This is a genomic window from Maricaulis maris (assembly GCF_003634045.1).
GTDB classification, from domain to species: domain Bacteria; phylum Pseudomonadota; class Alphaproteobacteria; order Caulobacterales; family Maricaulaceae; genus Maricaulis; species Maricaulis maris.
Map to the genome: position 1 here is coordinate 83,282 of NZ_RBIM01000003.1, position 25,246 is coordinate 108,527.

Below are 25,246 nucleotides of genomic sequence, written 5' to 3' on the forward strand. Positions count from 1 at the left end.
CGGAATGCCGCAGCCGCCCATCCTCTTGACGGCCGCGTTGCAGGGGCCGCTTCTCGCGCAACCAGCGACGCCTGATTTCATCGCGGAGCCGGATTTCCAACCGCACGAGCACGGTCTTGGCGCGAGAAACTTACTCAACGCCGCCTATGCGCAGGGTCAAGGTGAGACCGCGGCGTTTGGCGAGTGGTGGGCGGCGCTGCGGACGGACGGCGAATTTGATCAACGCCTGTGCTTGTGTCTGATCGATCAACGCAGCGACGAGCTGGTTGGCTTCGCGCACTGCTGGACCACCGGTTTTCTCAAGGATTTTGCGATCCTGCCGGGCCGTCAGGGCCAAGGGCTGGGGCGTTTCCTGTTCGCCCGGACATGCGTCCGTCTTGCCGGGCTTGGCGTGCGAAGCATCTCCCTCAAGGTGATCGCCAGCAACACGCCTGCCATCGCCTTTTATCGCGCACGGGGGCTGAAGCCGGCCGCAGTTTGAACGGCGGATCCGGTAGACGGATCAGCCTTGGGCGGGATTGTCGGTCGCCGCGTCGGTCGGCGCCTCAACGCCATAATCCGCCGCCTTGCCCTTGAACGCCCAATAGAGCGTGCCGGCGAGCAGGACGACCGTCGTCACCGCGCTGGCTTCCGGGCCGAACACGCCGCCGGTCAGCCACCAAGCGGCGTCGGGGGCGTCGGCGAGATCGATCAGGATCGGGTTGACCGGGCTGTCATGGCCGCTGACCGGCAGACCGAAACCAGACGCCAGCAACCAGTTCCAGGCGGCATGCCAACCGCACACGCCCCACAGCGAACCTTCCTTGATGGCGTAGAAGGACAGCATCACCCCGACCAGGAGGATGTTGGCGAGGCCGAATATCAGCTCGGCCGACATCTCGATATTGGCACCGTGCAGAAGCGAGAAAATCGCCGAATTGACCACCACGCCCCAAACAATGCCGTGACGCGAGGTGATGAGGCCCATCAGCCACCCGCGCATGAAAATCTCTTCGGTCGAGCCCTGGACAATAAAGCCGAGCAGGACCCAGGCCGCCGGGATAAGGACCGCCAGCGCGACCGAGCCACTGGCTTCGATCTGATAGCCACCCAACAGCCAGATGCCGCCAACGACGATGGTCAGAAAAGCCAGTCCAAGACCGTATCCGCGCACAAATCGCCCGAGGAACTGCCCGTTGAGGCCGATCGCGGCGAGCGGTCGGCGCTCGAAAAAAACGACCCAGAGGAAGATCAGCACGGCGCCCGGCGCGAACGTGCCGATGAGCATGTATGTCATGCCCTGCCAAGTCTCGTCCGACGAGCCGTCCGCCGAGATGAATCCGAGAAAAACCCCGGCCACCGCTCCGATGATCGCGCCCAGGATGATCAAGACAACGACCATCGGAATGGCGGCCGCCGTCCAGGTCCGGCGCGCCTGCGGCCCGCGTTTCGAATAGATTTCCCGTCCCGCCATGACCTGTCCCCTGCAGCCCGAAGCCAAGATGTCCCGGGGGACGTTAGGCGGAAGCCCGCATGGCGTGCAAGTCAGTTTGCCGGACGCTCACCCCTCGCTGGGCGAGGCGCCCATCGGGTGATCGGCCGCCAGGGTCGGTGCATCCGATGCCTCGCCTTCCCCGCCGCTGCGAACGCGCACGGCATTATAGGCGCCGATCGAATGCCAGACGGCTTCGAGCATGACCTGGAAAGCGTAGAGCAAGAAAAAGCCGACAATCAGGGCGAGCAGCGTACCCGGCTGGCTGAGGCTGGACTGGATGCTGGCCAGCAGCGCGTCGACATCCACCTGGCTGCCCTGTTCGGCAATTTCCGCCATATCGATCAGCATCGGGAAAAGCGCCGCCAGCAGGGCCAGCTGGACGACAAACCCGAGCGTGCCACCGATCACCATCATGACCGCATAAGCCACGACATAACTGATCAGCATTTGCCAAAAGACGCCCTTGCTGGCGTCCCAGCTTTCAAAGAAGCGCAGGCGACCATCGAGTACAGTCAGGGCGGGTGCCGACGCCAGGCGGACTGCAAAGACCAGCAGGGCGACCAGGACGGCGAGAAAGGCGACAAAGGCCAGCAGGCCACCGCCAATGCCGATCGCACCCGCATCACCCCCACCATGGGCCATCATCACAGCACCAAAGCCGAAAATCCCGATCAGCATCGCAACGCCGAAATAGGCAACCGCCGCGACCACAAGATAGAGCAGGTTGACCCCGATCAGCCGGATCTCGTCACCGCCAAAGCGGATCGGTACGACCGGCTTGACCTCGCCCTTGGTGAGAAAGCGCAGCCACGCCCCCTGGAACATCACCACAAACAGCAGGGAGAGCGGTATGATCAGGATGCCATAAGTCAGGAATGGCATGACGATATCAAACACCTGCCGCAAGGCGTCGGCATCGCTGAGACCACCATTGGCGTCGGCCTCGATCAGCTCGAACAGATTGATATAGGCCGGTCCCATCATCATCACCGACAGGGCGACGAGGACCAGGGCACACAGTGCCTGGAAGGCGAACAGCCAGAGCGCACCGCCCGGTTTCTCGCCGAAGCGAATGAAAAACCAGAAGATAGCCTTGCCGATGTCGAAGCTTTGCGTGGCCATGATTTGCCCCTGCCCTTGCGTCACGATGATGCCATCATGCGCGCCTGACGAAAAATCGCCAGCGGGAACCGGTCGGCAATTGTCCCGCTAGGTGGCTTCTGCCGTTCGCACGGCATGAAAATGGGCGTAGAGGCCGGCGATAACCGGCAGGTTGACGATGGCGAAGAAGCCGGTCACCCGCATGTATTCCTGCATCATCACGAAGCCGCCCGAGGTCTCCACGCTGGCCCCCACGGTCACCGGCGCTGCGAGGAAGCGGTCGCCGAGCATCGCGCTGAGCCCTTCGTAAAGTCCGATTTCAAGGGCAAGCAGTGGCAGGATGCCGACCGCCATCGCCCCCATGATGCGCCAGGCCTGCCCCTCGCTGAGCGTCCAGACCGACAAAACCCGCACCGCACGCTGGGCAATGCTGGCCGGGAATGAAACCGACAGGCGGGCAATCAGCCAAGCGACCAGCAGGAAGGCGACGGCATTGACGACCCAGGCCGCGATCCAGTCCGCCAGGGTCATGTAACTCATGGCGGTCGGGAGGTCGAAACCGGCCTCTTCGGGATTGATCCCGGCCCGGTCGACCGCGCCGCCGGCAATCGTGCTGAACACCACGAAGGCGAACATCGCCGCCAGCAGCGCCACGATCAGGACCAAGGCGGCATTGAGCAGGGTGACAATGAAAAGCCGCCACTCATCGCCGGACAGCTGCAGTCCCCAGCGCCCGGCATATTCATCGTGCATGGCAAGACGGAAAGCCATGGCCGAGAAGGCCAGGCTGCCAACGGTCATGGCGATCAGGGCCGTGGCATCAAGGGTCAGCCAGAAACCGTCCAGCGGTACCGCCTGCCCCTTGTGCGCCAACCAGAGCCGGACCGCATAGGCCAGCGTGAAGGGCAGGCCGGCGAGCGCGAAGCGCTGCCAATGCGTGGCCAGCAGGCTGTAGGCGACGACAACACTGCGCAGGACGGGAATGGGCTGGCTCGACATGACGGCTCCGATCACTTCGCCGCCAGAGATACCGCCCTGCCCGCAAGGATCAAGCGCGACGCGCGGTCGCGTCAGTCGGCGAAGCGGAAACTGAAATGGATCATTCGGCCGGTTTCGCTGACCGGTACGCTGTCCTGTGTTGCCGGTTCGAAGCGCCAATCGGAGAGTGCGCCAAGCGCTGCTTCATCAAAGATACCCGGTGGCAGCGCGTCGACGATCGCGCCGTCTCTGACCCGTCCGGTCTCATCAATATTGAAGCTCACGATGACGACGCCCTCATAGCCATCGCGTGCGGCCCGGGCCGGATAGGGCGGAGGATTCCGCTCGATCGGTGCTGCCGGAACATATCCCTCGGGAACTTCCTCGTCGATCTCATCGGCCGCCAGGTACCACCGCACATGGACAGGATCGTCTGCAAGTCGGGCCGCCAGCAATTCCGCTTCCCGGTCATCATGCTGCTCGCCACGCCGATCCAGTCGGCCGAGTTGCTCCCTCGAGTAAACAGCCAGAGCTGACAGTCGGTTGGTGACAATCGGGTCAGCATCAATCCTGGCCGCAGCGTCGCGGCCGACGTGGAAATGATAGGCCGCATCGCCAACGTCTTCGCGCATCAACTGCTCCAGACCTGCGAAATAGTGCGCGAGTGCAAAGACCAAGCCGGGCTCGACATCGACATCAGCGGGAAGTTCGAGCAGCCGCCGAGCCAGCGCGCCGGCTGTCATGGTTCGCCCACGCGTGGCCGCCAGACGGGCGCGAAGGAAATAAGCATCCCGAGCGAAATTCGACACGGCTTCCAGATCCCCGTCCAGATCCTCGATCGCATCAATGGCCTCGCCGGAACATGCCCAGGCATCACTATTATCGTCCGCCAGCAGCGCGTTGGACGCCGCATTGTGCCAACGCCAGGCCCGTTCGGCGGCTGGCAGATTGTTCCGGTTCGACAATCGGCCGGACTGGCGCCAGGCGTCCCGCGCCTCCTCAAAGTGACCGGCAACATTGGCAAGATAGCCGTGATTTTCAGCGAGCACGGCGGTCAGGGAGGGATCGATCCGCTCGTCTTCCGCCGCCGCATGGGCGGCACGCGCCGCGATCAGGGCGGCGTCAGCATCGGCGTCGGCCAAGGCCGCTTCATAGGCCAGATAGGCATCCGCGACCGCCTGCGGCAGCGGCTCGTCTTGCGCCCGGGCGGTGGCTGTTGTTGCGATGAGGAAGGCCAGTCCGGCGACCCAGTGTCTGTATGTCATTCGATCTCCCCAACTTCCCTAGGTGACGGCACCCACGCTTCGTCCGTGTACGCGCCCGATTGCACACCCCAACTAGCGGCCTGCCGGTACCGGCCTGGCCGGGGATATGGACTGCAGCAAGCGAAATGACAGTTGGTAGGCTCCGACGGTATGCCCGGTAACGCCACCGACATAGGTGACGCGGAATAGACCCCGCATCGAGGCAGGCTCACCATCGCAGCCGGCATGAAACACGGTCTCGGAGAGCTGTCTCTCAACGGCCCGGCGCAGGTCGCTATCGCGTCCGCCTGATATCGCCATTTCGGGCCCAAATGACGCAAATTCGCCATCAACGACCTCGAATTCGAACCGCGCGGCGGCGTGATGGCGACCGCGTTCGACGGACCGCGTCGGCACCTGTACCTCACGCCACGGTCCTACCGGCACGGGCTGGCTGGACAGGTGCGCGCACAGCGCATCCTGCATCTGCGAAGACCGTTCGGCGACGGCCTGCCCGACCGTCAGCCCGTCCGCCACCAGAATGTCGGCGAGACCGGGAAGGCCGCCCAACAAGGCTGTCTGTGCCCGCGCGCCCGCCATCGTGTCAGCGTCAATCAGCGCAAGGGCCTCATCCGTCAGATCGAGCGCCGTACCGCGGTCGTCCCGCAAGAACGCATCACGACGCAATATCAGTGTGAGATTGGCCAGTTGGACCGGATCAGACCCGGAAGACAGCAGCGCGTCGCGCTCGGCGGCAACACTCGTTCGGACGTCTTCGCCAAGCGGTTCCGTGAAAGAGTTCGGATAAGTCGCAGCAAAGAGCCGCACCTGATCGGGTTCCTCCAGGAGCGGCGGCTCGATCAAAGCGTCGATCATCGGCGCCATCATCGCACCGAAGCCGACTGCATCGCCCGCTTGTGCCGCCGATGAAATCCCCTGCAAGCGGACGTCTCGCACCAATGTCGTGTCACCGGATCGGATGGCGAGGTCCGCCGTTTGATCAACCAGCTCGACAAGGCCGGCACCGGAGCCGCGGGCCGGAGCCATCGCAAGCGCGTTGACCCCAAGGGTAAGCTGGATGTCCTCGCCGATACCGGCGGCACGAGCCTCCCGGAACGCGATTTCCGCCGCTTGGCTCGCGGCAGCAAAATCCTGCTGCTCCACCGCCGCTTCATACGCGAAATAGGCGTCCGTCACCGTTGCCGGCAACACCACCTCATCGGCGAACAAAAAAGCCGCCAGACCCACAATCCCTGCCTGAATCACACGCAATCTCCCCTTGTGGTTATTTTTGCGGCGCGGCCAGATCACCGTCAAGCCTGCCCGTCGCCGCTTGACTCCCCCACGCGCGGGCTCGATATGCCGCGCATGACAGATCAAGCGATGAAACCCGTTCACGTCATCGGCGGCGGCATGGCCGGCTCCGAGGCGACCTGGCAGCTCGTTTCCAAGGGCGTGCCCGTCATCCTGCACGAGATGCGCGGCGTGAAGGGCACCGATGCCCACCATACCGACGGGCTGGCCGAACTGGTCTGCTCCAACTCCTTCCGCTCGGATGATCACCGCACCAATGCCGTCGGCCTGTTGCACGAGGAGATGCGCCGCCTCGACTCGATCATCCTGCGCCAGGGCGATGCCGCCCGCCTGCCGGCCGGCGGGGCGCTGGCGGTTGATCGCGATGTGTTCTCGCAAGCGGTGACGAAGGAGCTCTCCGAGCATCCGCTGGTCACCATCAATCGCGAGGAAATCCCGGCTTTGCCGCCGGAAGACTGGGACAGCGTCATCATCGCCACCGGCCCGCTGACCTCGGAAAGCCTGTCGGAAGCCATCCTGAAGGAGACCGGCGAAGGCGAGCTGGCCTTCTTTGATGCCATCGCCCCGGTCGTCTATCGCGACAGCGTCAATACCGACAAAGCCTGGTTCCAGTCGCGCTATGACAAGGGCGAGACCGAGGCCGAACGCAAGGCCTATCTCAATTGCCCGATGGACAAGGACCAGTATGAGGCCTTCATCGACGCCCTGATCGCGGCCGAAAAGACCGAGTTCAAGGAATGGGAGGCCAACACCCCCTATTTTGACGGCTGCCTGCCCATCGAGGTGATGGCCGAGCGGGGTCGCGAGACGCTGCGTCACGGGCCGATGAAGCCGGTCGGCCTGACCAATCCGCACAATCCGACCGTGAAGCCCTGGGCCATTGTCCAGCTGCGCCAGGACAATGCACTGGGAACGCTGTTCAATCTCGTCGGCTTCCAGACCAAGATGAAATACGGCGCCCAGGGCGAGGTGCTGCGGATGATCCCGGGCCTGGAAGAGGCGCGCTTTGCCCGCCTCGGCGGCATTCACCGCAACACCTTCCTCAACTCACCCAAACTCCTCGACGCGCAATTGCGCCTGAAGAGCCAGCCGCGCCTGCGCTTTGCCGGCCAGCTGATCGGTGTCGAAGGTTATGTCGAGAGCGCAGCCATGGGCCTGCTGGCCGGGCGCTATGCGGCCGCCGAACGCCTCGGCACCGCCCTCACCCCACCGCCGGCGACGACCGCCCTCGGGGCGTTGATCGGCCATGTCACCGGCGGTCATCTGGACGGCGGCAAGGGCTCTTTCCAGCCGATGAATGTCAATTTCGGCCTCTTCCCGCCGATCGAGCAGCCGACCGTCGATGCCGACGGCAACCGTATCAAGGGCAAGGCCAAGACGCCGGCCCGCAAGAATGCGCTGTCGACGCGGGCCTTGGCCGATCTGGCGGTCTGGCAAGCGGGCTGACCAGCTGCAGCTCGCGGGCGAGAGCGGCACGTGGAAACCACGCGAACGCCGACTATTCTGGGTTGCGGGCTTGGCCTGGCCCCATAATATGCTCCTCGGTCTGGAGAATCCCATGTTTCATCGTCTTGTACTGGCGCTCGCCGCCATCGCGGCCCTTTGCACTCACGCCACCGCGCAACCGGTGGCCGATGTCACCGATTTCGCGTCGAACGAGGAGTTCCGCATGGCCCGGCTGTCGCCCGATGGCGAGCGGCTGGCCTTTCTGACGACGGTTGATGGCGGCGACCAGCTAGTTGTCGTCGATCTGGTGACCGGCGCGCGCCAGGAGGCCGGGGCTGCGGCCTGGCGAACCATGGAACTATTGTGGACCAGCGATAGCGTGATCGCCTTGCGGGCCATTTTCCCGATCGACATCCGTGGCTACGGTGAGGGCGATGTCAGCGGCGTGGTGTCCTTCGATCTCGACAATGATCTGGACGTCGCCTTCACGCTCCAACCGACAGTCTACACGCCAGATGCCGGCAACATCGTGGGGATCGAGGCCGGCACAGGCTACATGATTGCCCCGAAACGCACCGATGGCGGACAGATCCAACTGCGCGCCGTCAATCCCCTGACCCGGGCTTTCCGGGTCCTGGCGCTCGGTTCGGACGAGACGCGGCACTGGATTGTCGATGCGGACGGAAGGTTCGCTGGTAATGTGGAATATTCCAACCGGCACAATCGCTTGCGGATTCGCCGCAATGACGGCGAACCGAACTGGCCGATCGTCCGGGAGATCAACGACACCGCCCTGCCCGATCTTGTCGTCTACGGGCTGACCGGGGACGGCGAGATGGCCTTTGTGTCGCGTTATATCGACCCGCGGACGCAAGGGCGGACAGCGCTGCTGGCGATGTCGATGGAGAGCGGTGAGATTACCCGCATTCTGTCCATGCACCCCGATCTCGACATCAGCGAGGTGATCGGTGACCCCTATAGCAACACCGCCGTCGGTGTGCGCTACGAGACAAACCTGTCCAGCTCGGATTGGCTGGATGCATCGCTGGCGGCGCTCGAGAGCGAAGCCCGCACTGCGATCGGTGCACCCCACGCCGTCTTGGAAAGCTGGTCGCGCGATCGCACGACGCTGCTGCTGCGCGTCCGGAGCATGTCGGCGCCCGACCGGCTCGTACTCTACAACGCGGCATCCAGCGAGGTTCGCGAACTCGGCTCGGCCCGGCCCCGGCTTGCCGGGCGGGACTTGCCAGCCCGCCAGCCCTACGCGATCCGAGCCCGCGATGGTGTCGATATTCCCGGCTTCCTGACAGTGCCGCAAACCGAGGGACCGTATCCGACCGTCATTCTGGTGCATGACGGCCCCGGCGGTCGTACGCGGGGCGGGTTTGATAACCTCGCTCACCTGCTGGCGATACGCGGATACGCCGTCTACGAGCCGAATTTCCGTGGCAGCACAGGGTTCGGGCATGACTGGGCCGTGGCCGGCTTCGGCGGTTGGGGACTCGGCGTCATGCAAACCGATCTGACCGACTCCCTGCGTGCTCTTGAAGCGGCGGATATCACCGTCGCCGGGCAGGCCTGTATCGTCGGGGCTGCGTATGGCGGCTATGCAGCGCTCGCGGCGGCGACCTTCACGCCTGACGTCTTCACCTGCGGCGCCGGCTACTCGCCCATATCCGAGTTGGACCGCTACTATCAGCGGCTTCAGGATCGGACATCCTCCACGAGTTGGCGGCTGACACTGTTGTCGCAACGCCTGGCCGGTGGCGCGGGCGGGCGCCCGGACGGTGCCTGGCTGGACCGAATTTCGCCCATCGAGCATGTCGAGGCGATTACCATGCCCCTGCTTCTGGTCCACAGCGAGGATGACTCGGTCAACCTGGTCGAGCAAAGTCGCCGCTTCACCCGGGCCGCCAGGCGCGCCGGCGCCGATGTGACGCTGGTAGAGCGCGAAGGCACAGACCACTACCTGCTGGTCGAGGATGCCCGCCAGGTCTGGTATTCGGAGCTGGTAGATTTCCTCGCTGCCCATCTGCCAGCCAACGCGCCCGTAGTCGCGCCAGCAGACTGACGCCGGCAGGCGTTCTGACACCGCAACCTGCCGGCCAGGGCCGGCACTGCCCAAAGGCGTGCAAAAGCAATCGCGCATGACCGGAGTCCGACCGTCCCGGACGATCATCTCGATGGCGTCAAGGCTGCCTTCCAGCCGATGAATGTCGATGTCGTCCCCGTCAGGCAGATCGGGCAGCGTTGACGGCGCGGTCAGCTCCACCTCCCGGCCTACACAAACAGGTTGTATACGGCCCCGGCCTGCTTTCTGATGCTCCGCAAGTTTGGGGGTGTCATGTTACGGTTTGTGTTCGGCGTTTTCGCCTGTTTCGCCCTGTTCGCCGGTCTATCGCCGGCCCGTGGCCAGGTCTTACCTGTCGAGACGTTCGCGGCGGACCCGGCGATGGCGCACGTCGTCCTGTCGCCCGACGGTCGGCGCCTCGCCTATACGAGCCATGTCAACGGCGCGCCGGTGGTGGTGGTCAAAGAGATCAGCAGCGGCGCGATCATTGCGGCGGATACCAGAAACTTTCGCACCCATGGCCTGCGCTGGGCGGACAACCGGCATGTCCTGGTCACGGCCAGCGACGTTACCGCAATCTGGGGCGCCCGCGGCGATTATGATTTCTCCACCCTGGTCGCGCTCGACGCAGATGACGAGATGGACTCGCGGCAATTGCTGCGCCGGTCGAACCGCCTCGGTCTCAACCTCGATGTCAGTCGTATCATCGGCATTGAGGCAGAGAGCGGACACCTGCTGATCCCGGCGCGTGACGATAACCGCGAAAGCAATCTCCTCGCAGTCGACCCGGTGACCGGGAACAGTGTGACAGCCGCAAGGGGCGCGCGCGACACACGCGATTGGGTTGTCAACGCTCGCGGAGAACCTGTCGCCCGCCTCGACTACAACAATGACCGTGACCGGCAGATACTGCGCATACCGTCCGGGAGCGGGTGGAGCACTATCAGCCGGGAAACGGGGGTTGAGCGGCCGCGCTACTCATTCGCCGGCCTGCTGCCGGACGGTCGCCTGGCGGTCACAACCCTGATGATCCCATCCGATCCGGCGCAGGACTCGCGCCGGGCACTTTACAGCCTCTCCCTCGAGACCGGAGAGCTGGACGATGTCGTGTTCCAGCACGCGCGGTTTGATATCGAGGATGTACTGATTGACCCGTACAGCAATCTCGTCGTCGGCGTCAGCTGGATCGAGGATTTTGAGCGTGTGCACTGGTTCGACGAACGGCTGGCCGCACACCAGGTGGTGATTGACGGAGCCATGCCGGACTGGCGACCACAAATTGTCAGCTGGACTCCGGATTTCACCCGCCTCGTTGTCCGGGCAGACAATCCGGCCACGCCGCCCGTCTACTTCCTTTATGATGTCGCCCAACGATCAATGGACATTATCGGCGCCAGTCATCCGGATTTAACGGTGAACGCCCTGCAGGCTCGCCAGCACATCACCTACCAGGTAAGCGACGGCGCGACGCTGGAAGCCTACCTCACCCGGCCCGATGGCGATGGTCCCTTCCCGACCGTCATCCTGCCCCATGGCGGACCGGAATCACGCGACAAGGGCGGTTTCGACTATTTCGCGCATTTCCTGACCTCGCGCGGCTACGCGGTGGTCCAGCCCAACTTCCGCGGCTCCTCCGGTTATGGCTATCGCTGGATGGAAGCGGGCTACGGGCAATGGGGCACCGGCGTCATGCAACACGATCTGACCGATACGGTCGAACGCCTGGTCACGGCCGGTATTGCCGATCCGGATCGGGTCTGCATTGTCGGCGCCAGCTATGGCGGCTATGCCGCGCTTGCCGGTGCCGCTTTCACACCGGACACTTATCGGTGTGCGGTCGCCATCGCGGGCGTGAGCGACACACAGGAAATGCTCAATTATACCCGGCAGCGCTATGGACGGTCGCATTGGTTCATCCGGTCATGGATGCAACGGATCGCCCAAGGCGAGGACAATGTTCGCGCTGCACTCAGAGCCGCGTCCCCCACACGTCATGCCGATTCCATCACCATCCCGGTCCTGCTGATCCATGGGCGCGATGACACAGTTGTTCCGATCGAGCAAAGCCAGTTTATGCGGCGTGCGATCAGCCGGGCCGGCGGCGATGTCGAACTGATCACCATTGATGATGGCGATCACTGGCTGACGGCGTCCTCCACCCGCCAACTCGTCCTCACCGAGCTGGAAACCTTCCTCGCGACGCATCTCGGCGAGTAGTCGCCCAGGTCCCGGTCAGGGCCTGCCTACCAGGGCAGGTCCTGGCCGGAGACGTGGTAGAAGCGACCGCTCATCACCGGATTGCCATAGGCACGGGCGATGAGGTCGAGCTGTCCCGATACAGATTCCTGCACTGTCAGCTGGCCATTGGGGCCGCCCATGGCGGTTTTCACCCAGCCGGGATGCAGGATCAGGACGACGATGCCGCGATCCTTGAGGTCGATGCTCAACGACTTGCCGATGGCATTGAGGGCCGCCTTGGACGCGCGATAGCCGTATCCACCGCCGCTGCCATTGTCGCGGATCGAACCCATGCGTGAGGACTGCAGGGCGACCACTTTCATCTCGGACTCGGCGACGCGGTCAACAAAGGCCTCAACCAGCGCCAGCGGCGCGATCGAATTGACCTTGAACTCTTCCAGCATCGCCGCCCCCGCCGCGGCGCCAAAACGGCGCGTTTCGGGCGCCATCATGCCGGCATTGGCGAACAGAAGGTCGATCGGGCCGGTGACGACCTTGGCCAGTGCGTCGGCGCTGTCCGGATCTGCCGCATCATAGGCGTGAACATCCAGCTTGCCCTTGCCGACCGGCAGAGCGGCGAGCTCGGTTGCAGCGGCCGGGTCGCGGACGGCGGCACTGACATGCCAGCCACGCTCGAGCAATTGCCGGGCGTGCTCCAGCCCCAGTCCGCGATTGGCTCCGGTGATGAGCGCGTGATGCATCGGTTGTCTCCTTGGTTGCACCCATGTTGGACGCGAGCGGCCCGGCGAGGCAAGAGGGCGGCACCAGTTAACGCCCGGTCAGCGCCAGCCAGGTGAGGCGCAGGCGACGTGCCAGCGGGTTGATGTCAGGCGCGAGGGCGTAGGGATTGTCAGGCAGGCGACGCAGATGGGTCGGGGCCAACAGGCAATAGCCCATTGCCGGAACGACATCCGCCGGAAGCGGACGCGCCGCCTCGAGCCGGGCACAGGCGGCCTTGGCGGTCTCGACAATGCCGACGCGCGCCTGGGCGATTTTCTCCGCCCCCAGCCCCTGGGCCATCATCGCCGGCGTGGCGTCGACGGCGGCCAGGGCATCGCCGCCAATGGGGGCGCGCCCGATCTGTGCCCGGATAGGGAATGCCCGCAGCAAACCCGTCAGCCCCCACGCCCGTCCGGCGACCTGCACCGTCTCCGGTGCCAGCGCGTCGCGCGCGCCGACCACGGCGAGCGCCAGAGAGACCAGTCGGCCGGCGGTGGCATCGACATAAGCCAGCAGATCGTCGAGATCCGTGAAGGGACGGGCCGACAGATCGTCGAAGCGGGCCTCGATGAGAGGTGTCAGATCGGCCAGCGAGATGCGGTCGGTCAGCGCGGCCAGTCCCTCGGTCACATCGTGACGGCGAACCTTGGGTGGGTCGGCATAAAGATCAGCAACGGCGTCACGCCACCAGGTCAGCTTCATCTCGCCGATCAGGCTTTCCGAACTGGAATCGGCGGCGCGGCCAAGCTCGTGATTGAGGCCGTAGAGTGCCAGCAGACCGGCCCGGTGCTCCGGCTGCGCAAACAGGGCGCACAGATAACGATCCGGGTCGGCGGCTTGCAGCAAGCTGTCGATTTCTTTGACCATCATGCGTCTCCCCGGTGGACATGAGCGCTGTCCACACCATATGTGCGGACATGAAAACGGCCCAACCGGCCTTCATCCTTCCCGCCTTCGTCACTGTAAGAGGTTCCCATGGCTTTCATCCTGCCCGATCTGCCCTATGCCAAAGACGCGCTGGCCCCCCATATCTCCTCCCAGACGCTGGATTTCCACCACGGGAAGCACCACAACGCCTATGTCGACAAGCTCAACGGCCTGGTCGGCGGAACCGAGTTCGCCGCCCTGTCGCTGGAAGACGTGATCAAGAAGACCGCTGGCGATGCCGCCAAGGCCGGCGTGTTCAACAATGCCGCCCAGATCTGGAACCACACCTTCTACTGGCAGTCCATGCGCCCCAATGGCGGCGGCACCCCGAGCGGTGATCTCGCGGCAATGATCGATCGCGATTTCGGCTCCCTGGACGCGTTCAAATCCGCGTTCGCCGATGCCGGCGCCACCCAGTTCGGCTCCGGCTGGGCCTGGCTGGTCCTGGCCAATGGCAAGCTGGAAGTGCGCAAGACACTGAATGCCGAAACGCCGCTGACCGAGGACGGCGTCACGCCGCTGCTCACCATGGATGTCTGGGAACACGCCTATTATCTCGACTTCCAGAACCGTCGTCCCGACTACATCACCACCTTCCTCGACAAGCTGGTGAACTGGGAATTTGCGGCTGAAAACCTCGCTGCCGCCCAATAAGCCCCTCGTCAGAGCGGCACTGGCGTCCTAACCTTCCCCCCGGTCGATAAAAATATCCCGAGGGGAAGGTTAGATGGCGTTCAAACAAGCCATGGCGGCGTTCGCGCTGGCCACGACGGCACTCATGCCCGTCACCGCGCCGCTTTTGGCGCAAGACATCCACACCGTTGAAAATCCTGCCGCGCTGGGTTTTGACCCGTACGCATTGTCGCTGCTCGACGCCCGGCTGGACGAACTCGCCGCCGAAGGCGCGCGCCCCGGTTATGCGGCGATCATCGCGCGCGGGGAACAGATTGCCTTTGTGTCCGAGGCCGGCGAAGCCGACCTCGAAAACCACACGCCCTTCACAGTCGACACGCCGGTGCGCATCGCCTCGATGACCAAGCCGGTCACAGCGGTTGCGATCATGATGCTGGTCGAGCGCGGCGAGATCGCGCTGGACGATCCGGTCAGTGACTACATCCCGGCCTTTGCCGATGTTCGCGTGGCCGTCTCGCCGATGGCCAATGAAGCCGGCGAGATCGAGACGCGCGCACCGGACACGGTGATGACCATCGAGCACCTGCTCACCCACACGGCCGGCCTCGGCTATATCTTCGAGGCCGACAGCGATCTGGGCCGTCTCCATCTGGAAAACACCATGTATGATGGCGAAGGCGATCTGGCGGTCCGCGTCGACCGTCTCGCCGGGCTGCCGCTTTATGGCGATCCGGGCGATCGCTGGATGTATTCCTACGGTCTCGATGTCGCCGGCCGGGTGATCGAGATCGTTTCGGGACAGCCGCTCAACACCTTCTTCGACACCGAGATTTTCACCCCGCTCGGGATGGAGGCCACCGGCTTCTTCTACGAGGATGTCAGTTTCAGTGAAGACGAGCTGGCGCCGCTCTATGTCCACGATGAAAACGGCGAGATGGTGCCTTACGAGTTCGGCGTTCCGACCTGGCCATCCGGGGGCGGCGGCCTCGTCTCGACGGCGTCGGACTATATCCGCTTCGCCATGCTGCTGGCCAATGGCGGCCATCTTGGTGATGTCGAGTTGATGTCGGAAGAGACCTTCGCGGTATTTGCCAGCCCGCACGCAACCGGGGATCAATTGGGCGACGGCTGGGACGGCCGCGCCTTCGCGCTGGGCATGGACATTGTCCTGCCAGCAGCTGAAGGCCAGCAGCCGGCCGGCGTGCCCGGGGATCTGAGCTGGGGCGGCTTGTTCGACACCGACTTTTTCGTGAGCCCGCAAACCCGCACCGCGGCCGTGATCATGACCCAGATCCAGCCCTCGCAATACCGGCCCGAGCCGCGCACGCTGCGCGAATTCCGGCCACGGGTTTACGCCAGTTTCGCCTTCGACTGAGGCGGCTGTACGTCGGCGCATTTTATGGCGACGGAATTGGAGGCGTCCGCGCGTTGTACGAAGGCAACGGGCGGCGTCCCTCCCTGTAAAGCCACCCGGATGCTCACGTACCCCCCGAACGTGAACAGGGCCCGCCAGTGTCTCCGGCGGGCCCTGAACGTTTCAGGCCATGTCTGTCCGTCGGGCGTCAGCCGAAAATGGTCTGCGCCATCGCCATTGCGATCAGCATCGGGAAGGACAGGAGCGTGTTGGTGCGCGAGAACAGCATCGCCGTGCGCGCCGCCTTCGGCTTGGCCTCGGCCTCCGCCTCGACAATGCCCAGGGCGATCTTCTGGTTGGGCCAGATCACGAACCAGACATTGATCGCCATGATGATGGCCATCCACATGCCGATGCCGATGAAGGAATATTGCGGCGAATAGGCGTCTGCCATCAGACCGAAGGAGAGGAACTCCATCGTCAGCCCGCGCGACGCGGCCACGGCAAGGCCGGTGAGCACGGTGAAGGCCGCCCCCCAGCGAAACCAGAACAGGGCCGCCGGCGCGATCACCTTGCCAATGGCCGGCTTCTGGTCATCCGGTATCTTCGGCATGTTCGGGATCTGCACGAAGTTGAAATACCAGAGCAGACCGATCCACATGATGCCGGCGACAACATGCGTCCAGCGGGCCAGGGCCTGCCAGAACGCCGCATTGATATCGATGGCCCCGGCCATCACATAGGCGCCCAGAAACACCGCCGAGAGCACGAAGGAGACGATCACCGTCGTACGTAGATTGCTGAGTATTGCACCCATTTTTCCCTCCCCAATTGTCAGAATCACTCTGTCAGTGGGGCGAAAATACGGGTTATTCGCGTCTCAGGATAGTGGGCTCGGCCCTATACCCGCTCAGCTCTCATTGCTCTCGCGCTGGACATTGGTGAAGAGAAGGATCGGCGCAGCCACGAAGATCGAGGAGAAAGTCCCGATCAAGACGCCCCAGATCATCGCGAAGGCAAAGCCCTTCAGGGCCGTGCCGCCGATGAGATAGAGCGAGACCAGCGCCACCAGCGTCGTGACCGAGGTCAAAATGGTGCGGGACAATGTGTCATTGATCGACAGGTTGAGCACGTCCTGCAGCGGCATGCGCTTGTATTTACGCAGGTTCTCGCGGATCCGGTCATACACGACCACGGTGTCGTTCATCGAATAACCGACAATGGTCAGAATGGCCGCGACCGTGGCCAGGTCGAACGTCATCTGGGTCAGCGAAAACATGCCGATGGTGGCGATGACGTCATGGGTCAGGGCGACAATGGCGCCGACCGAATACTGCCACTCGAAGCGGAACCAGATATAGACCAGCATCAGGAAAAGCGCGACGCCGATGGCGGTGAAACCCGTCACGATCAGCTCGCCCGACACGGCGCCGCCGATCACGGTCGTGCCGCGCATTTCAATATCCGGGAAAGCAGCAACGAGCGCATCTTCCAGCGCCTGTCGGGCCGTGTTCTGGGCGGCCTCGCCCTCAAGGCCCTCTCCTTCCTGCAGGGGTAGCGAGATGAGATAGGTGGTGCGGTCAGCGCCGGAGGCACCGGCGCCCTGGACACGAGCTTCGCCGAGATTGAGTTCGTTGGCCGTACTCCGCAAATCCTCGATCGAGGTTGCGTTCAGCGCGGCGACCTCGGTCTGGATGCCGCCGCGGAAATCAATGCCGAAATTGATGCCCACCGTGGCGAACTCGAACATCGAGAATGCGATGAAAAGGCCGGAAATCGCCAGCGCGATGAAGCGTCCGCGGATGAAGGGGACCTTGGCCGAGGTGGGCAGGTATTTGACGAGTGCGAGGGTCATGTTCGTTTCCTCCCCTTACAGCGGCAGCTTTTTGGGCTTGAAAGCCCGCAGCCAGACAACCGCCAGCAGGCGGGAGACAACGAAAGCGGTGAAGACCGAGGTCAGGATACCGACACCGAGCGTCACGGCAAAACCTCGCACCGGACCGGCGCCGAGCATGTAGAGCACGGCAGCGGCGATGAAGGTGGTGATATTGGCATCGAGGATCGCTGCCAGCGCCCGCTCATAACCCGCCTGAATCGCCTGGACCGGGGTTCGGTTGTTTTTGACCTCTTCGCGGATGCGCTCATAGATCAGCACATTGGCGTCGACCGCCATGCCGATGGTCAGGATGATACCGGCAATGCCCGGCAGGGTCAGCGTCATGCCAAGGCCCGACAGGCCGCCCAGGATGAGGAAGACATTGACCAACAGCGCCACGGTCGAGAAGACGCCGAACACGCCATACATCGCGACCATGAAGACGATCACCAGGCCAAAGCCGATCATCACGGCCAGCTGGCCGCTTTCGATCTGGTCGCGCCCGAGTGAGGCGGTCACGACGCGCTGCTCAACCGGCGTCAGCGTCGCCGGCAAGGCACCGGCATTGAGCAGGATGACCAGCTGATTGGCACTCTCATAGGTGTAACCACCGCCGATGACGCCGGAACCGGACAGGATCGGCTCATTGATGGTCGGTGCGGTGATGATCTCGTCATCGAGCACGATTGCGAAGCGGCGGCCACGATTGACCCGCGTGAGTTCCCCGAAGATCAGGGCGCCTTGCGTGTCGAGGCGGAAGCCGACGACCGGTCCGACATAATTCGGATGGCTGGTGACATAGGCACTGTTGAGGTTCTCGCCGGTCAGACGCTGCCGGGTCTCAACGGCCAGCCAGGCCGTGCCGCCCGTGTCCGCCATGGTGTAGATGCTCACGCCGGGCGGGGTGCGCGCCTGCCCGTTCGGACCCGGATCGACGCTCTCATCAACGAGGTGGAAGCTCATCGCCGCCTGGGTGGCGACCAAGTCGATGATCTCCTGCGGATCATCGGCGCCGGGCACCTGGACCAGCACGCGGCGATCGCCGGAACGGGCAATGGTCGGGTCGGTCGTGCCGAGCCCGTCGAGACGGCGACGGATCACCGTGATCGACTGTTCCAGGGTGCGGTTACGGATGGCTTCATACTGCTGCGCCGTGACCGAGATGCGGATCGCCGAGAGATCCGACGGATCGGCCGCGATGTCATACATATTGGCCAGACCGACCTGGCCGACACCCGTCGTCACCGGCGTATTGAGCGCGCGGACCCGCTCAAGCGCCGTCGCCCGGTCTTCCGGGCGGACCAGCAGGACCACGACTTCATCACCGATCACCGCGACGGAACGTGCCAGCACCGGCGGCGCTTCGCGCAGGCTGGTGCGGATATCCGAGGCCAGCGCTTCCAGCTGGGCGTCACGGACCTCGTCCATGTCGACTTCAAAGACGATATGCGAACCGCCCTGGAGGTCGAGGCCGAGATTGATCGTCCCCGACGGGATATAGCGCCAGATGCCTTTGGGCGTCGCCGTGCCATCCGCCTCATTGATCGTGTACCGGTCGGTTTCCGGCACGAAATTGGGGATGGTGTACATCACGCCGAGCAGCGTGATGAGGAATATGGAAAGCAGTTTCCAACGCCCGAAATGCAACATGTCAGCGCGGCCTCTTGGTCAGGGACGATCAGGGATGACGGTCAATCGGCTCAGCCGATTTCCTTGTCGTCCTTCTTGTCGTCTTTCTTGGCATCATTGGCCGGCTTCGGGGCGGTACGGCCCTTCACGTCAGCAATCGTGGAGCGGACGATACGGACTTTCACACCCTCGCCGAGGTCCAGCGTCACTTCTTCGTCGGACACTTTGGCGATCTTGCCGATCATGCCGCCCTGGGTGATGACTTCGTCACCGCGCTTGAGGCCCTCGATCAACGCCTTGTGCTCTTTCATCCGCTTTTGTTGCGGACGGATAAGCAGGAAATAGAAGACCAGGCCCATGAGGACGAGCATCGGGATCGGGGATTGAAGAAACTCTTGCATGAAGAAGCGCGCTCCGCGGCTGCTGGGCGCGTAACGCAACAATGTTGCGCAGACGCCCCGAAATTCGAATGCGCGGGACTATATCGGGACGAGGCCTGGTTGCAACAAGGGTCGGCTGTAACAGCGCTGTCGGACTGTGTGCCGCAAGGCACACACGGCGGCGGCCGGATCAGCGCAGATAGGACATCGGATCGACCGGATTCACACCGGACCGGATCTCGAAATGCACCTGCGGCCGGTCGACCGTGCCAGTCGCCCCCGCCTGGGCAATGATCTGGCCACGGCTGATCTGGTCGCCCTCGCGCACGAGCAGGCGGGAATTGTGGGCATAAGCGGTCACGAAACCGCCGCTGTGACGGACAAGAACCAGCTGGCCATAACCGGCCAGCTCGCTGCCGGCATAGACAACCTGGCCCGGCGCCGCAGCCCGGACCTCAGCCCCGGTCGCCGCCTCGATATTGATACCGTCATTGCGCTCGCCATTGGGGCGACGCCCGAAGCTGGACAGGACCTGGCCACGGATCGGCCAATCAAAGCTGGGCGCCCCCGCCTCCGCTGGTGGCGGCGTATGACGGTCATTGGTCAGACGAGAGGTCGGTGCCCGTGAAGAACCGCCCGATGTGGTCGACGCGACCTGGGCGCCATGCGGCAGGCGGATCTGCTGGCCAATCTCGATCTCATAGGGCGCACGAAGGCCGTTATGGCTGGCCAATTGCTGGAAGGGCACGCCATAGCGCAAGCCGATCCGGTACAGGTTTTCGCCGCGCTGGACGACATGCACCGGGGGCCGCGGCATTGCGACCGTCTGGCCGACGCGCAGCGTATAGGGCGCGCTGAGCCCGTTGGTGCTGGCGAGATCCGACATGCTGACGCCGCAGCGCTCGGCAATCTCGGACAGGGTGTCATTGGTGCGCACGGTATAGCCGGAGCCGCAATTCATCGTGCCGCGTTGCGGGGAACGCGAGGAAGACGATGCCGATGACGATGGTGTGTTCGACCCATTTCCGAAGCTGCGATAGTCGACCCGGGCCGGCTCACGCGGACCGGAAGCACAAGCCGCAAGGCTCGCACTCACCACCGCAATGAGGCAGATCAGGGACGTGACACGCATTTCAGGCTCGACCTCCGACAGGATATTCGCCGTCATCAAGCCAGAGAAGGCTTAACCGCCGGTTATCCACACGCCGCCCTGCCCGCGCCTGATACAGATTTAATGAAACGGTGGCTCGACGCTTCGGATCAATCAGACTGTTCAGCGATCCGGGCGAGGCACCAGGCGCGGGCCTGCTCAACATCCGTACACTCAGTGAAACAGGTTCCCCACTCGTCCAGCAGCAGCCGGATCATCGCCTGGCGTTTGGCATTGTCATGACCGCTCGGCGGCACATAGGCAAAGGGGCGATGGCCGAGTCCGGACAGGAAATCTTCCCAGACTTCTTCGGAAAAACTGGTGCTGGCCGGCAGCTCCGCAGCGGATGCGTCGATGATCACGGCGCGCAATTGACCAGAGCGGATTTGCGCCCCAACCCGTTCGATAAGGGCGGCGTGGTCCGTTCGCGTTGGCAGACCGGTCAGCGTCACCCGCACCAACCCGTCTGCGTCGATGTCTTCATACGTTATGCCCATGCCGACACTCTAGCACATTTTCCGGGAAAAGGTCTTACAAAGCGCGGGCTTCGCCCTTTACCAGCGGCACAAAGCGGACATCCATCAGATCGGTTTCCGTGATCGTGTCGCCATCGCGGACATAACGGACCAGGACCTGCCGGTTTTCCCGGTCAACAGGCGCCACCGCGATGCCGCCATCCTTGAGCTGTCCGAGAATGGCATCTGGCCGGATCGGGGCGGAAGCCGTGAGAATGATGCGGTCGAACGGCGCCTGTTCCGGCCAACCCAGCGTGCCATCGCCGATCCGGGTGACGATATTGGTCAGGCGCATGGCCTCGAACCGGGCTTCGGCCTCGCGCGACAGGGTGCGATAGCGCTCGACCGAATAGACCCGGCGGGCAAGACGGGCCAGCACGGCCGCCTGGTAACCCGACCCGGTGCCGATCTCGAGCACCTTGCAACGGTCATCCAGTTTCAGCGCCTGGGTCATCAGGGCGACGATCAGTGGCTGCGAGATCGTCTGGCCGCAATCGATCGGCAGGGCCCGGTCGTCATAGGCCTGGTCACCAAAGCGCTGCGGCACGAAGAGATGGCGCGGCGTGCGTTCGAGCGCGCCCATCACCGTGGCGTCGGTGACACCACCGCCACGCAGGCTCATCACAAGCTGGATCATGCGGGGATCAGGCAATTGCATGCGTGGTCGGCCTTTTTCGCGTCAGGTCAGGACTTGGGCGGCACGCCGCCAAGCATGCTTTTCAGATTGCCCAGGGTCTCGCCATGGGTAAGGTCCATGTGCAGCGGTGTGACGGATATCTTTCCGTCATAGATGGCCCGCAGATCAACCCCGTCCGGCGGATTGGACAACAGGCCCTTGAAGGCCAGCCAGTAATAATCCATGCCGCGCGGATCTAACCGGTGCTCGGCATGCAGGATATGCTGGTCGCGGCGCCCCTGGCGGGTGACCTCAACTTCCTCGACATCGTCCGGCTTGCGATCGGGGAAATTGATGTTGATCAAGACGTCGTCCGGCCATTTCAAATCGAACAGGCGACGCAGGATCGGGGCGCCATACAGCTCCGCCGTCTCCCACTGGATGGGATCATCCTTGCCAAAACCATAGGCCTGCGACAGGGCCACCGAGGGAATACCCAGCTGCATGCCCTGCATGGCGCCGGCCACGGTGCCGGAAAAGGTCACGTCTTCGGCGATGTTCTGGCCGCGATTGACACCGGACAGGACGAGATCGGGCTGCTTGCCCGGGATCAGGTCCTGCACGCCCATCAGCACGCAATCGGTCGGCGTGCCGGACACCGACATGCGGCGCTCGTCATACTTACGCACCCGCAGCGGCGCATGCAGGGAGAGCGAGCGCCCCGCCCCGGACTGCTCCTCGGCCGGCGCCACGATCCACACATCATCCGACAGCTGACGGGCAATCTTTTCGAGCACTTTGAGCCCGTGAGCCCGGATGCCGTCATCATTGGTGAGGAGGATGCGGGGATTGTCTGGGATCATGATCGACCGGTCGCTTCGTTCTGGCTGTTCTGGTGGGCCCGCTTCTAAAGCATTTCGAGGCGCCTGCCAGTCCCCAAAGCGCGCAGATACCAGCGTCCGGACGTGCATCAGGCGGCCCTTTGGGGAGGACCGCCTGCGCACTCGTCGTACAAATTCGATGCGATGAAGCTACCAGCCCTCGACCGAGTCGATCACCGGCACGGTCATTGTGCCATCGAATTGAGGCGGGACGACAGCGTCCAGACCGGGCAAGTCGAACGCGTCCACCTGAACGAGCGTGGGGCTCACGCTCTCGAGTTCCATCGGCACATCCCCGGCTTCCGTCAGCGTCGGCAGTTTCACCACTCCGCGGAAGTCCGAGATGTCGAACACGCCATCAAAGCCGAAATCAGCGACATCGCCAGCCGTCATCACGGCCAGACCGTCATCATGCGACAGCGACACGAGGCCGTCGTCCGCACCGGTCTCTGCCAGCGCCTCGGCCACCGGCGCTTTGTCGAAATCGATCGGCTCCGACTTGGAGAAAGCTTGGACCTTCATCGATGCGGTGTCATCGGCACCAATGATGAAGAGACTGAACTGGAGCAGGCTGCTGGATGCACCGTCACTCAGCTCAACACCGATATTGATCATGACGCTATCGCCACCATTCAGATAATCGAAGACACTTCCATCGGCCTCGAAATTCCAGCTCAACACCCCGTCCGACGCGTCGAAGGTGAACAGGCTGCCGATATCAACACCCGCAAGCCCGGAATCCTGGCCGCGAACCTGCACCGAGCTGACCGTCACCGTATGGGTGTCGTTCGCGTCAGCGTCCGAATAGCTGATCGTCCCGCTATCGCTGAGCACCGCCGCATCATTCTCGCCAAAGGTCAGCGACGCCCCCCCATAGGCCGAGACCGCATCATTGGCGCCGTCGACGGTAATGGTGACGGTGCGTGGCGTGACACCGCCCTGCCCGTCCTCGACATCATAGGTCAGGGTGATGGTTTCCGTATCGCCTGCCGACAGGTCCTGGAAATTGCCCGGATAGATCGTGAACTGACCGCCCGAAGTGTCGAGATTGTAGACGAAGGACCGATCCGGATTGGACGTTTCCATGACAACATTGCTGACGGACAGGCTGTCGCCATCGGCATCACTGGCGCCTTCCAGAAGGTCGACATAGACGAAGAAGCTGTCCTCGTTCATCGCGACGTCGAGGTCCGGCGCGTCCGGGGCGGCGTTCTGCGGCGTGATCGTGATGGTGACCGGTGCCGTTACGCTGTCATGACCGTCGCTGATCTCGACCTGGTAGGTCAGGGTCAGGCTGCCGGACAATTGGCTGAACAGGGACGACTCAGCATCGAAGGACCAGGCGACCGAAGCGCCGGGCGCGCTTGCATCGAAACTCAACAGTCCCAGGACATCGGCTTCGGTCAGCTCACCGACATCACCCGACAGGACCACGCCCAGCGTCGTACCGGTATGGATATCGCTGGCATCGGGATCGGAGATGCCGATCACACCGCTGGCGGCCAGCTGGCCGTCGCCAGAAGCTTCAGCGGTCGCGTCCAGTTCCGAATTCCACGGCTCGAAATACGGCACGTCATTCGAGCCGATCACCGTGAAGTGCATTTCAGCCGGCACGATACCGCCATCGCCATCATCGATCGTGTAGCTGATGGTCAGGATCTCGCTCTCGCCCTCGGCAAGGTCTTCATACTGGCCGTAGGGGAAGAGGACCGTCCCCTCCGCCAGATTGACATCAAGCGCGACGACCCGGTCCGGATTGTCGGTATAGGCAACCACATCCCAGATCGTGATGTTGTCGCTGTCGACGTCCTGGACACTGCCCAGAAGGTTGACCCAAAGCGAGGTGGTTTCGTCGATCTCATGGCCGAAATCGACAAAGGTGGGCAGATCGTTCGTGCCCTCAATGGTCACCGAAACCGTGGTCGAGGCCGTGCTGTAGCCGTCATTGACCTCGACGTCATAGTTCAGCGTGACGCTCTCGCCTTCCTGGAGGTAGTCGAACACGCCGCTATCGGCCGAGAAGGTCCAGTTCAGCGACGAACCCGGCTCGCCGTCCGACAGGTTGAGCAACCACCTCATGGAAGCCGGGTCGAGCTCGCCGACCGTGCCCGAGAGGCTGACATTGGTGACGCTGCCATAGTGATAGTCGCTGGCGTCTGGATCATCGAAGACGACGGTACCGGACGCGGTCAGCGTGGCCGCGTCATTCTCGTCGATTGTCGCGTCGAGCTGCGAGTTCCACGGCTCGATATAAGGCACATCATTCTGGCCGACGACCGTGAAATGGAGCTCGCGCGCTACGATGCCGCCATCACCATCATCGAGATTGAAGCTGATGGTCAGGATTTCCGTCTCGCCCTCGGCAAGGTCCTCATACTGGCCATAGGGGAAGGTAACCGTCCCCTCTTCCAGATTGACATTGGCCGTCACGACACGGTCGGGATTATTGGTGAAGGCGACGACGTCGGTGATGGTCACCGTATCACTGTCGACATCCTCGACACTGGCCAGGAGGTTGACCCAGAGCGGCTCGCTCTCGCCCAGCGACAGGGTGAAGTCGACAAAGGTCGGGAGATCGTTCGAGCCCTCGATGGTGATCGAGACCGTCGTCTGGCCACCCTCGCGGCCGTCAGAGACTTCGACATCATAGGTGAGGGTGACACTCTCACCCTCTTGCAGATAGTCAAACAAGCCGCTGT

General features: G+C 63.3%; 22 protein-coding genes. 6 read left to right on the forward strand and 16 right to left on the reverse strand.

Annotation, left to right across the window (positions count from 1 at the left end):
* Positions 1-4: 4 nt before the first annotated feature.
* Positions 5-481 carry a GNAT family N-acetyltransferase gene (locus C7435_RS06395; RefSeq protein ID WP_121210481.1) on the forward strand — a complete coding sequence of 159 codons (477 nt, stop codon included), beginning with the start codon at positions 5-7 and terminating at the stop codon, positions 479-481.
* 21 nt (positions 482-502) lie between these two features.
* Here C7435_RS06395 and C7435_RS06400 read toward each other — a convergent pair whose 3' ends face one another.
* The 5 genes from C7435_RS06400 to C7435_RS06420 form a co-directional block, all read right to left on the reverse strand.
* Positions 503-1,453 (reverse strand): CPBP family intramembrane glutamic endopeptidase, encoded by a 951-nt coding sequence (locus C7435_RS06400; protein ID WP_121210482.1) that lies wholly within the window; start codon positions 1,451-1,453, stop codon positions 503-505.
* Positions 1,454-1,540: 87 nt separating this feature from the next.
* Positions 1,541-2,596: a hypothetical protein gene (locus C7435_RS06405; RefSeq protein WP_121210483.1), complete on the reverse strand. Its 1,056-nt coding sequence runs from the start codon at positions 2,594-2,596 to the stop codon at positions 1,541-1,543.
* An 87-nt stretch (positions 2,597-2,683) separates the two neighbouring features.
* Positions 2,684-3,574 carry a hypothetical protein gene (locus tag C7435_RS06410; RefSeq protein ID WP_121210484.1) on the reverse strand — a complete coding sequence of 297 codons (891 nt, stop codon included), beginning with the start codon at positions 3,572-3,574 and terminating at the stop codon, positions 2,684-2,686.
* Positions 3,575-3,645: 71 nt separating this feature from the next.
* The gene (locus C7435_RS06415) at positions 3,646-4,818 is read right to left on the reverse strand and encodes an energy transducer TonB (protein ID WP_075190537.1); all 1,173 of its coding nucleotides are present in this window, start codon (positions 4,816-4,818) and stop codon (positions 3,646-3,648) included.
* Positions 4,819-4,890: 72 nt separating this feature from the next.
* The gene (locus tag C7435_RS06420; RefSeq protein ID WP_147422643.1) at positions 4,891-6,063 is read right to left on the reverse strand and encodes a hypothetical protein; all 1,173 of its coding nucleotides are present in this window, start codon (positions 6,061-6,063) and stop codon (positions 4,891-4,893) included.
* Positions 6,064-6,156: 93 nt separating this feature from the next.
* On the opposite strand from C7435_RS06420, the gene trmFO reads away from it, so the two are divergent.
* The 3 genes from trmFO (at position 6,157) to C7435_RS06435 (ending at position 11,845) form a co-directional block, all read left to right on the forward strand.
* Positions 6,157-7,557 (forward strand): methylenetetrahydrofolate--tRNA-(uracil(54)-C(5))-methyltransferase (FADH(2)-oxidizing) TrmFO, encoded by a 1,401-nt coding sequence (trmFO, locus tag C7435_RS06425; protein WP_121210486.1) that lies wholly within the window; start codon positions 6,157-6,159, stop codon positions 7,555-7,557.
* 112 nt (positions 7,558-7,669) lie between these two features.
* On the forward strand, positions 7,670-9,628 hold the full coding sequence (locus tag C7435_RS06430; RefSeq protein WP_170150361.1) for an alpha/beta hydrolase family protein: 1,959 nt from the start codon (positions 7,670-7,672) through the stop codon (positions 9,626-9,628).
* 273 nt (positions 9,629-9,901) lie between these two features.
* A complete protein-coding gene (locus C7435_RS06435; RefSeq protein WP_170150362.1) occupies positions 9,902-11,845 on the forward strand; it encodes an alpha/beta hydrolase family protein in 1,944 nt (647 codons plus the stop codon).
* Positions 11,846-11,871: 26 nt separating this feature from the next.
* Here C7435_RS06435 and C7435_RS06440 read toward each other — a convergent pair whose 3' ends face one another.
* Together C7435_RS06440 and C7435_RS06445 are read right to left on the reverse strand one after the other, a co-directional pair.
* On the reverse strand, positions 11,872-12,567 hold the full coding sequence (locus C7435_RS06440; RefSeq protein ID WP_121210489.1) for an SDR family oxidoreductase: 696 nt from the start codon (positions 12,565-12,567) through the stop codon (positions 11,872-11,874).
* A gap of 67 nt (positions 12,568-12,634) precedes the next feature.
* Entirely contained in the window at positions 12,635-13,456 is an 822-nt protein-coding gene (locus C7435_RS06445; RefSeq protein WP_121210490.1) for a squalene/phytoene synthase family protein, read from the reverse strand.
* A 105-nt stretch (positions 13,457-13,561) separates the two neighbouring features.
* Here C7435_RS06445 and C7435_RS06450 point away from each other — a divergent pair, with 105 nt between their 5' ends.
* On the forward strand, positions 13,562-14,167 hold the full coding sequence (locus C7435_RS06450; protein ID WP_121210491.1) for a superoxide dismutase: 606 nt from the start codon (positions 13,562-13,564) through the stop codon (positions 14,165-14,167).
* Between the two features lie 73 nt (positions 14,168-14,240).
* Positions 14,241-15,521: a serine hydrolase domain-containing protein gene (locus C7435_RS06455; protein ID WP_121210492.1), complete on the forward strand. Its 1,281-nt coding sequence runs from the start codon at positions 14,241-14,243 to the stop codon at positions 15,519-15,521.
* 187 nt (positions 15,522-15,708) lie between these two features.
* Here the strand turns inward: C7435_RS06455 and C7435_RS06460 are convergent, their stop codons facing one another.
* The 9 genes from C7435_RS06460 to C7435_RS17095 form a co-directional block, all read right to left on the reverse strand.
* On the reverse strand, positions 15,709-16,317 hold the full coding sequence (locus C7435_RS06460; protein WP_075190528.1) for a urate hydroxylase PuuD: 609 nt from the start codon (positions 16,315-16,317) through the stop codon (positions 15,709-15,711).
* A gap of 93 nt (positions 16,318-16,410) precedes the next feature.
* Positions 16,411-17,355, reverse strand: a complete 945-nt coding sequence (gene secF, locus C7435_RS06465; RefSeq protein WP_121210493.1) for a protein translocase subunit SecF — start codon at positions 17,353-17,355, stop codon at positions 16,411-16,413.
* A 15-nt stretch (positions 17,356-17,370) separates the two neighbouring features.
* On the reverse strand, positions 17,371-19,026 hold the full coding sequence (gene secD / locus C7435_RS06470; RefSeq protein ID WP_121210494.1) for a protein translocase subunit SecD: 1,656 nt from the start codon (positions 19,024-19,026) through the stop codon (positions 17,371-17,373).
* A gap of 50 nt (positions 19,027-19,076) precedes the next feature.
* Positions 19,077-19,406 (reverse strand): preprotein translocase subunit YajC, encoded by a 330-nt coding sequence (yajC, locus tag C7435_RS06475; RefSeq protein WP_075190601.1) that lies wholly within the window; start codon positions 19,404-19,406, stop codon positions 19,077-19,079.
* A gap of 169 nt (positions 19,407-19,575) precedes the next feature.
* Positions 19,576-20,517, reverse strand: coding sequence for a M23 family metallopeptidase (locus C7435_RS06480; protein ID WP_170150363.1), 942 nt, complete (start codon positions 20,515-20,517; stop codon positions 19,576-19,578).
* A gap of 128 nt (positions 20,518-20,645) precedes the next feature.
* A complete protein-coding gene (locus C7435_RS06485) occupies positions 20,646-21,032 on the reverse strand; it encodes a hypothetical protein (RefSeq protein WP_121210496.1) in 387 nt (128 codons plus the stop codon).
* A 34-nt stretch (positions 21,033-21,066) separates the two neighbouring features.
* A complete protein-coding gene (locus C7435_RS06490) occupies positions 21,067-21,708 on the reverse strand; it encodes a protein-L-isoaspartate(D-aspartate) O-methyltransferase (RefSeq protein ID WP_075190524.1) in 642 nt (213 codons plus the stop codon).
* Between the two features lie 26 nt (positions 21,709-21,734).
* The gene (surE, locus tag C7435_RS06495) at positions 21,735-22,529 is read right to left on the reverse strand and encodes a 5'/3'-nucleotidase SurE (RefSeq protein ID WP_075190523.1); all 795 of its coding nucleotides are present in this window, start codon (positions 22,527-22,529) and stop codon (positions 21,735-21,737) included.
* Positions 22,530-22,697: 168 nt separating this feature from the next.
* Positions 22,698-25,246 (reverse strand): VCBS domain-containing protein (locus tag C7435_RS17095; RefSeq protein ID WP_121210497.1); only part of this gene is annotated, 2,549 nt, incomplete at its 5' end.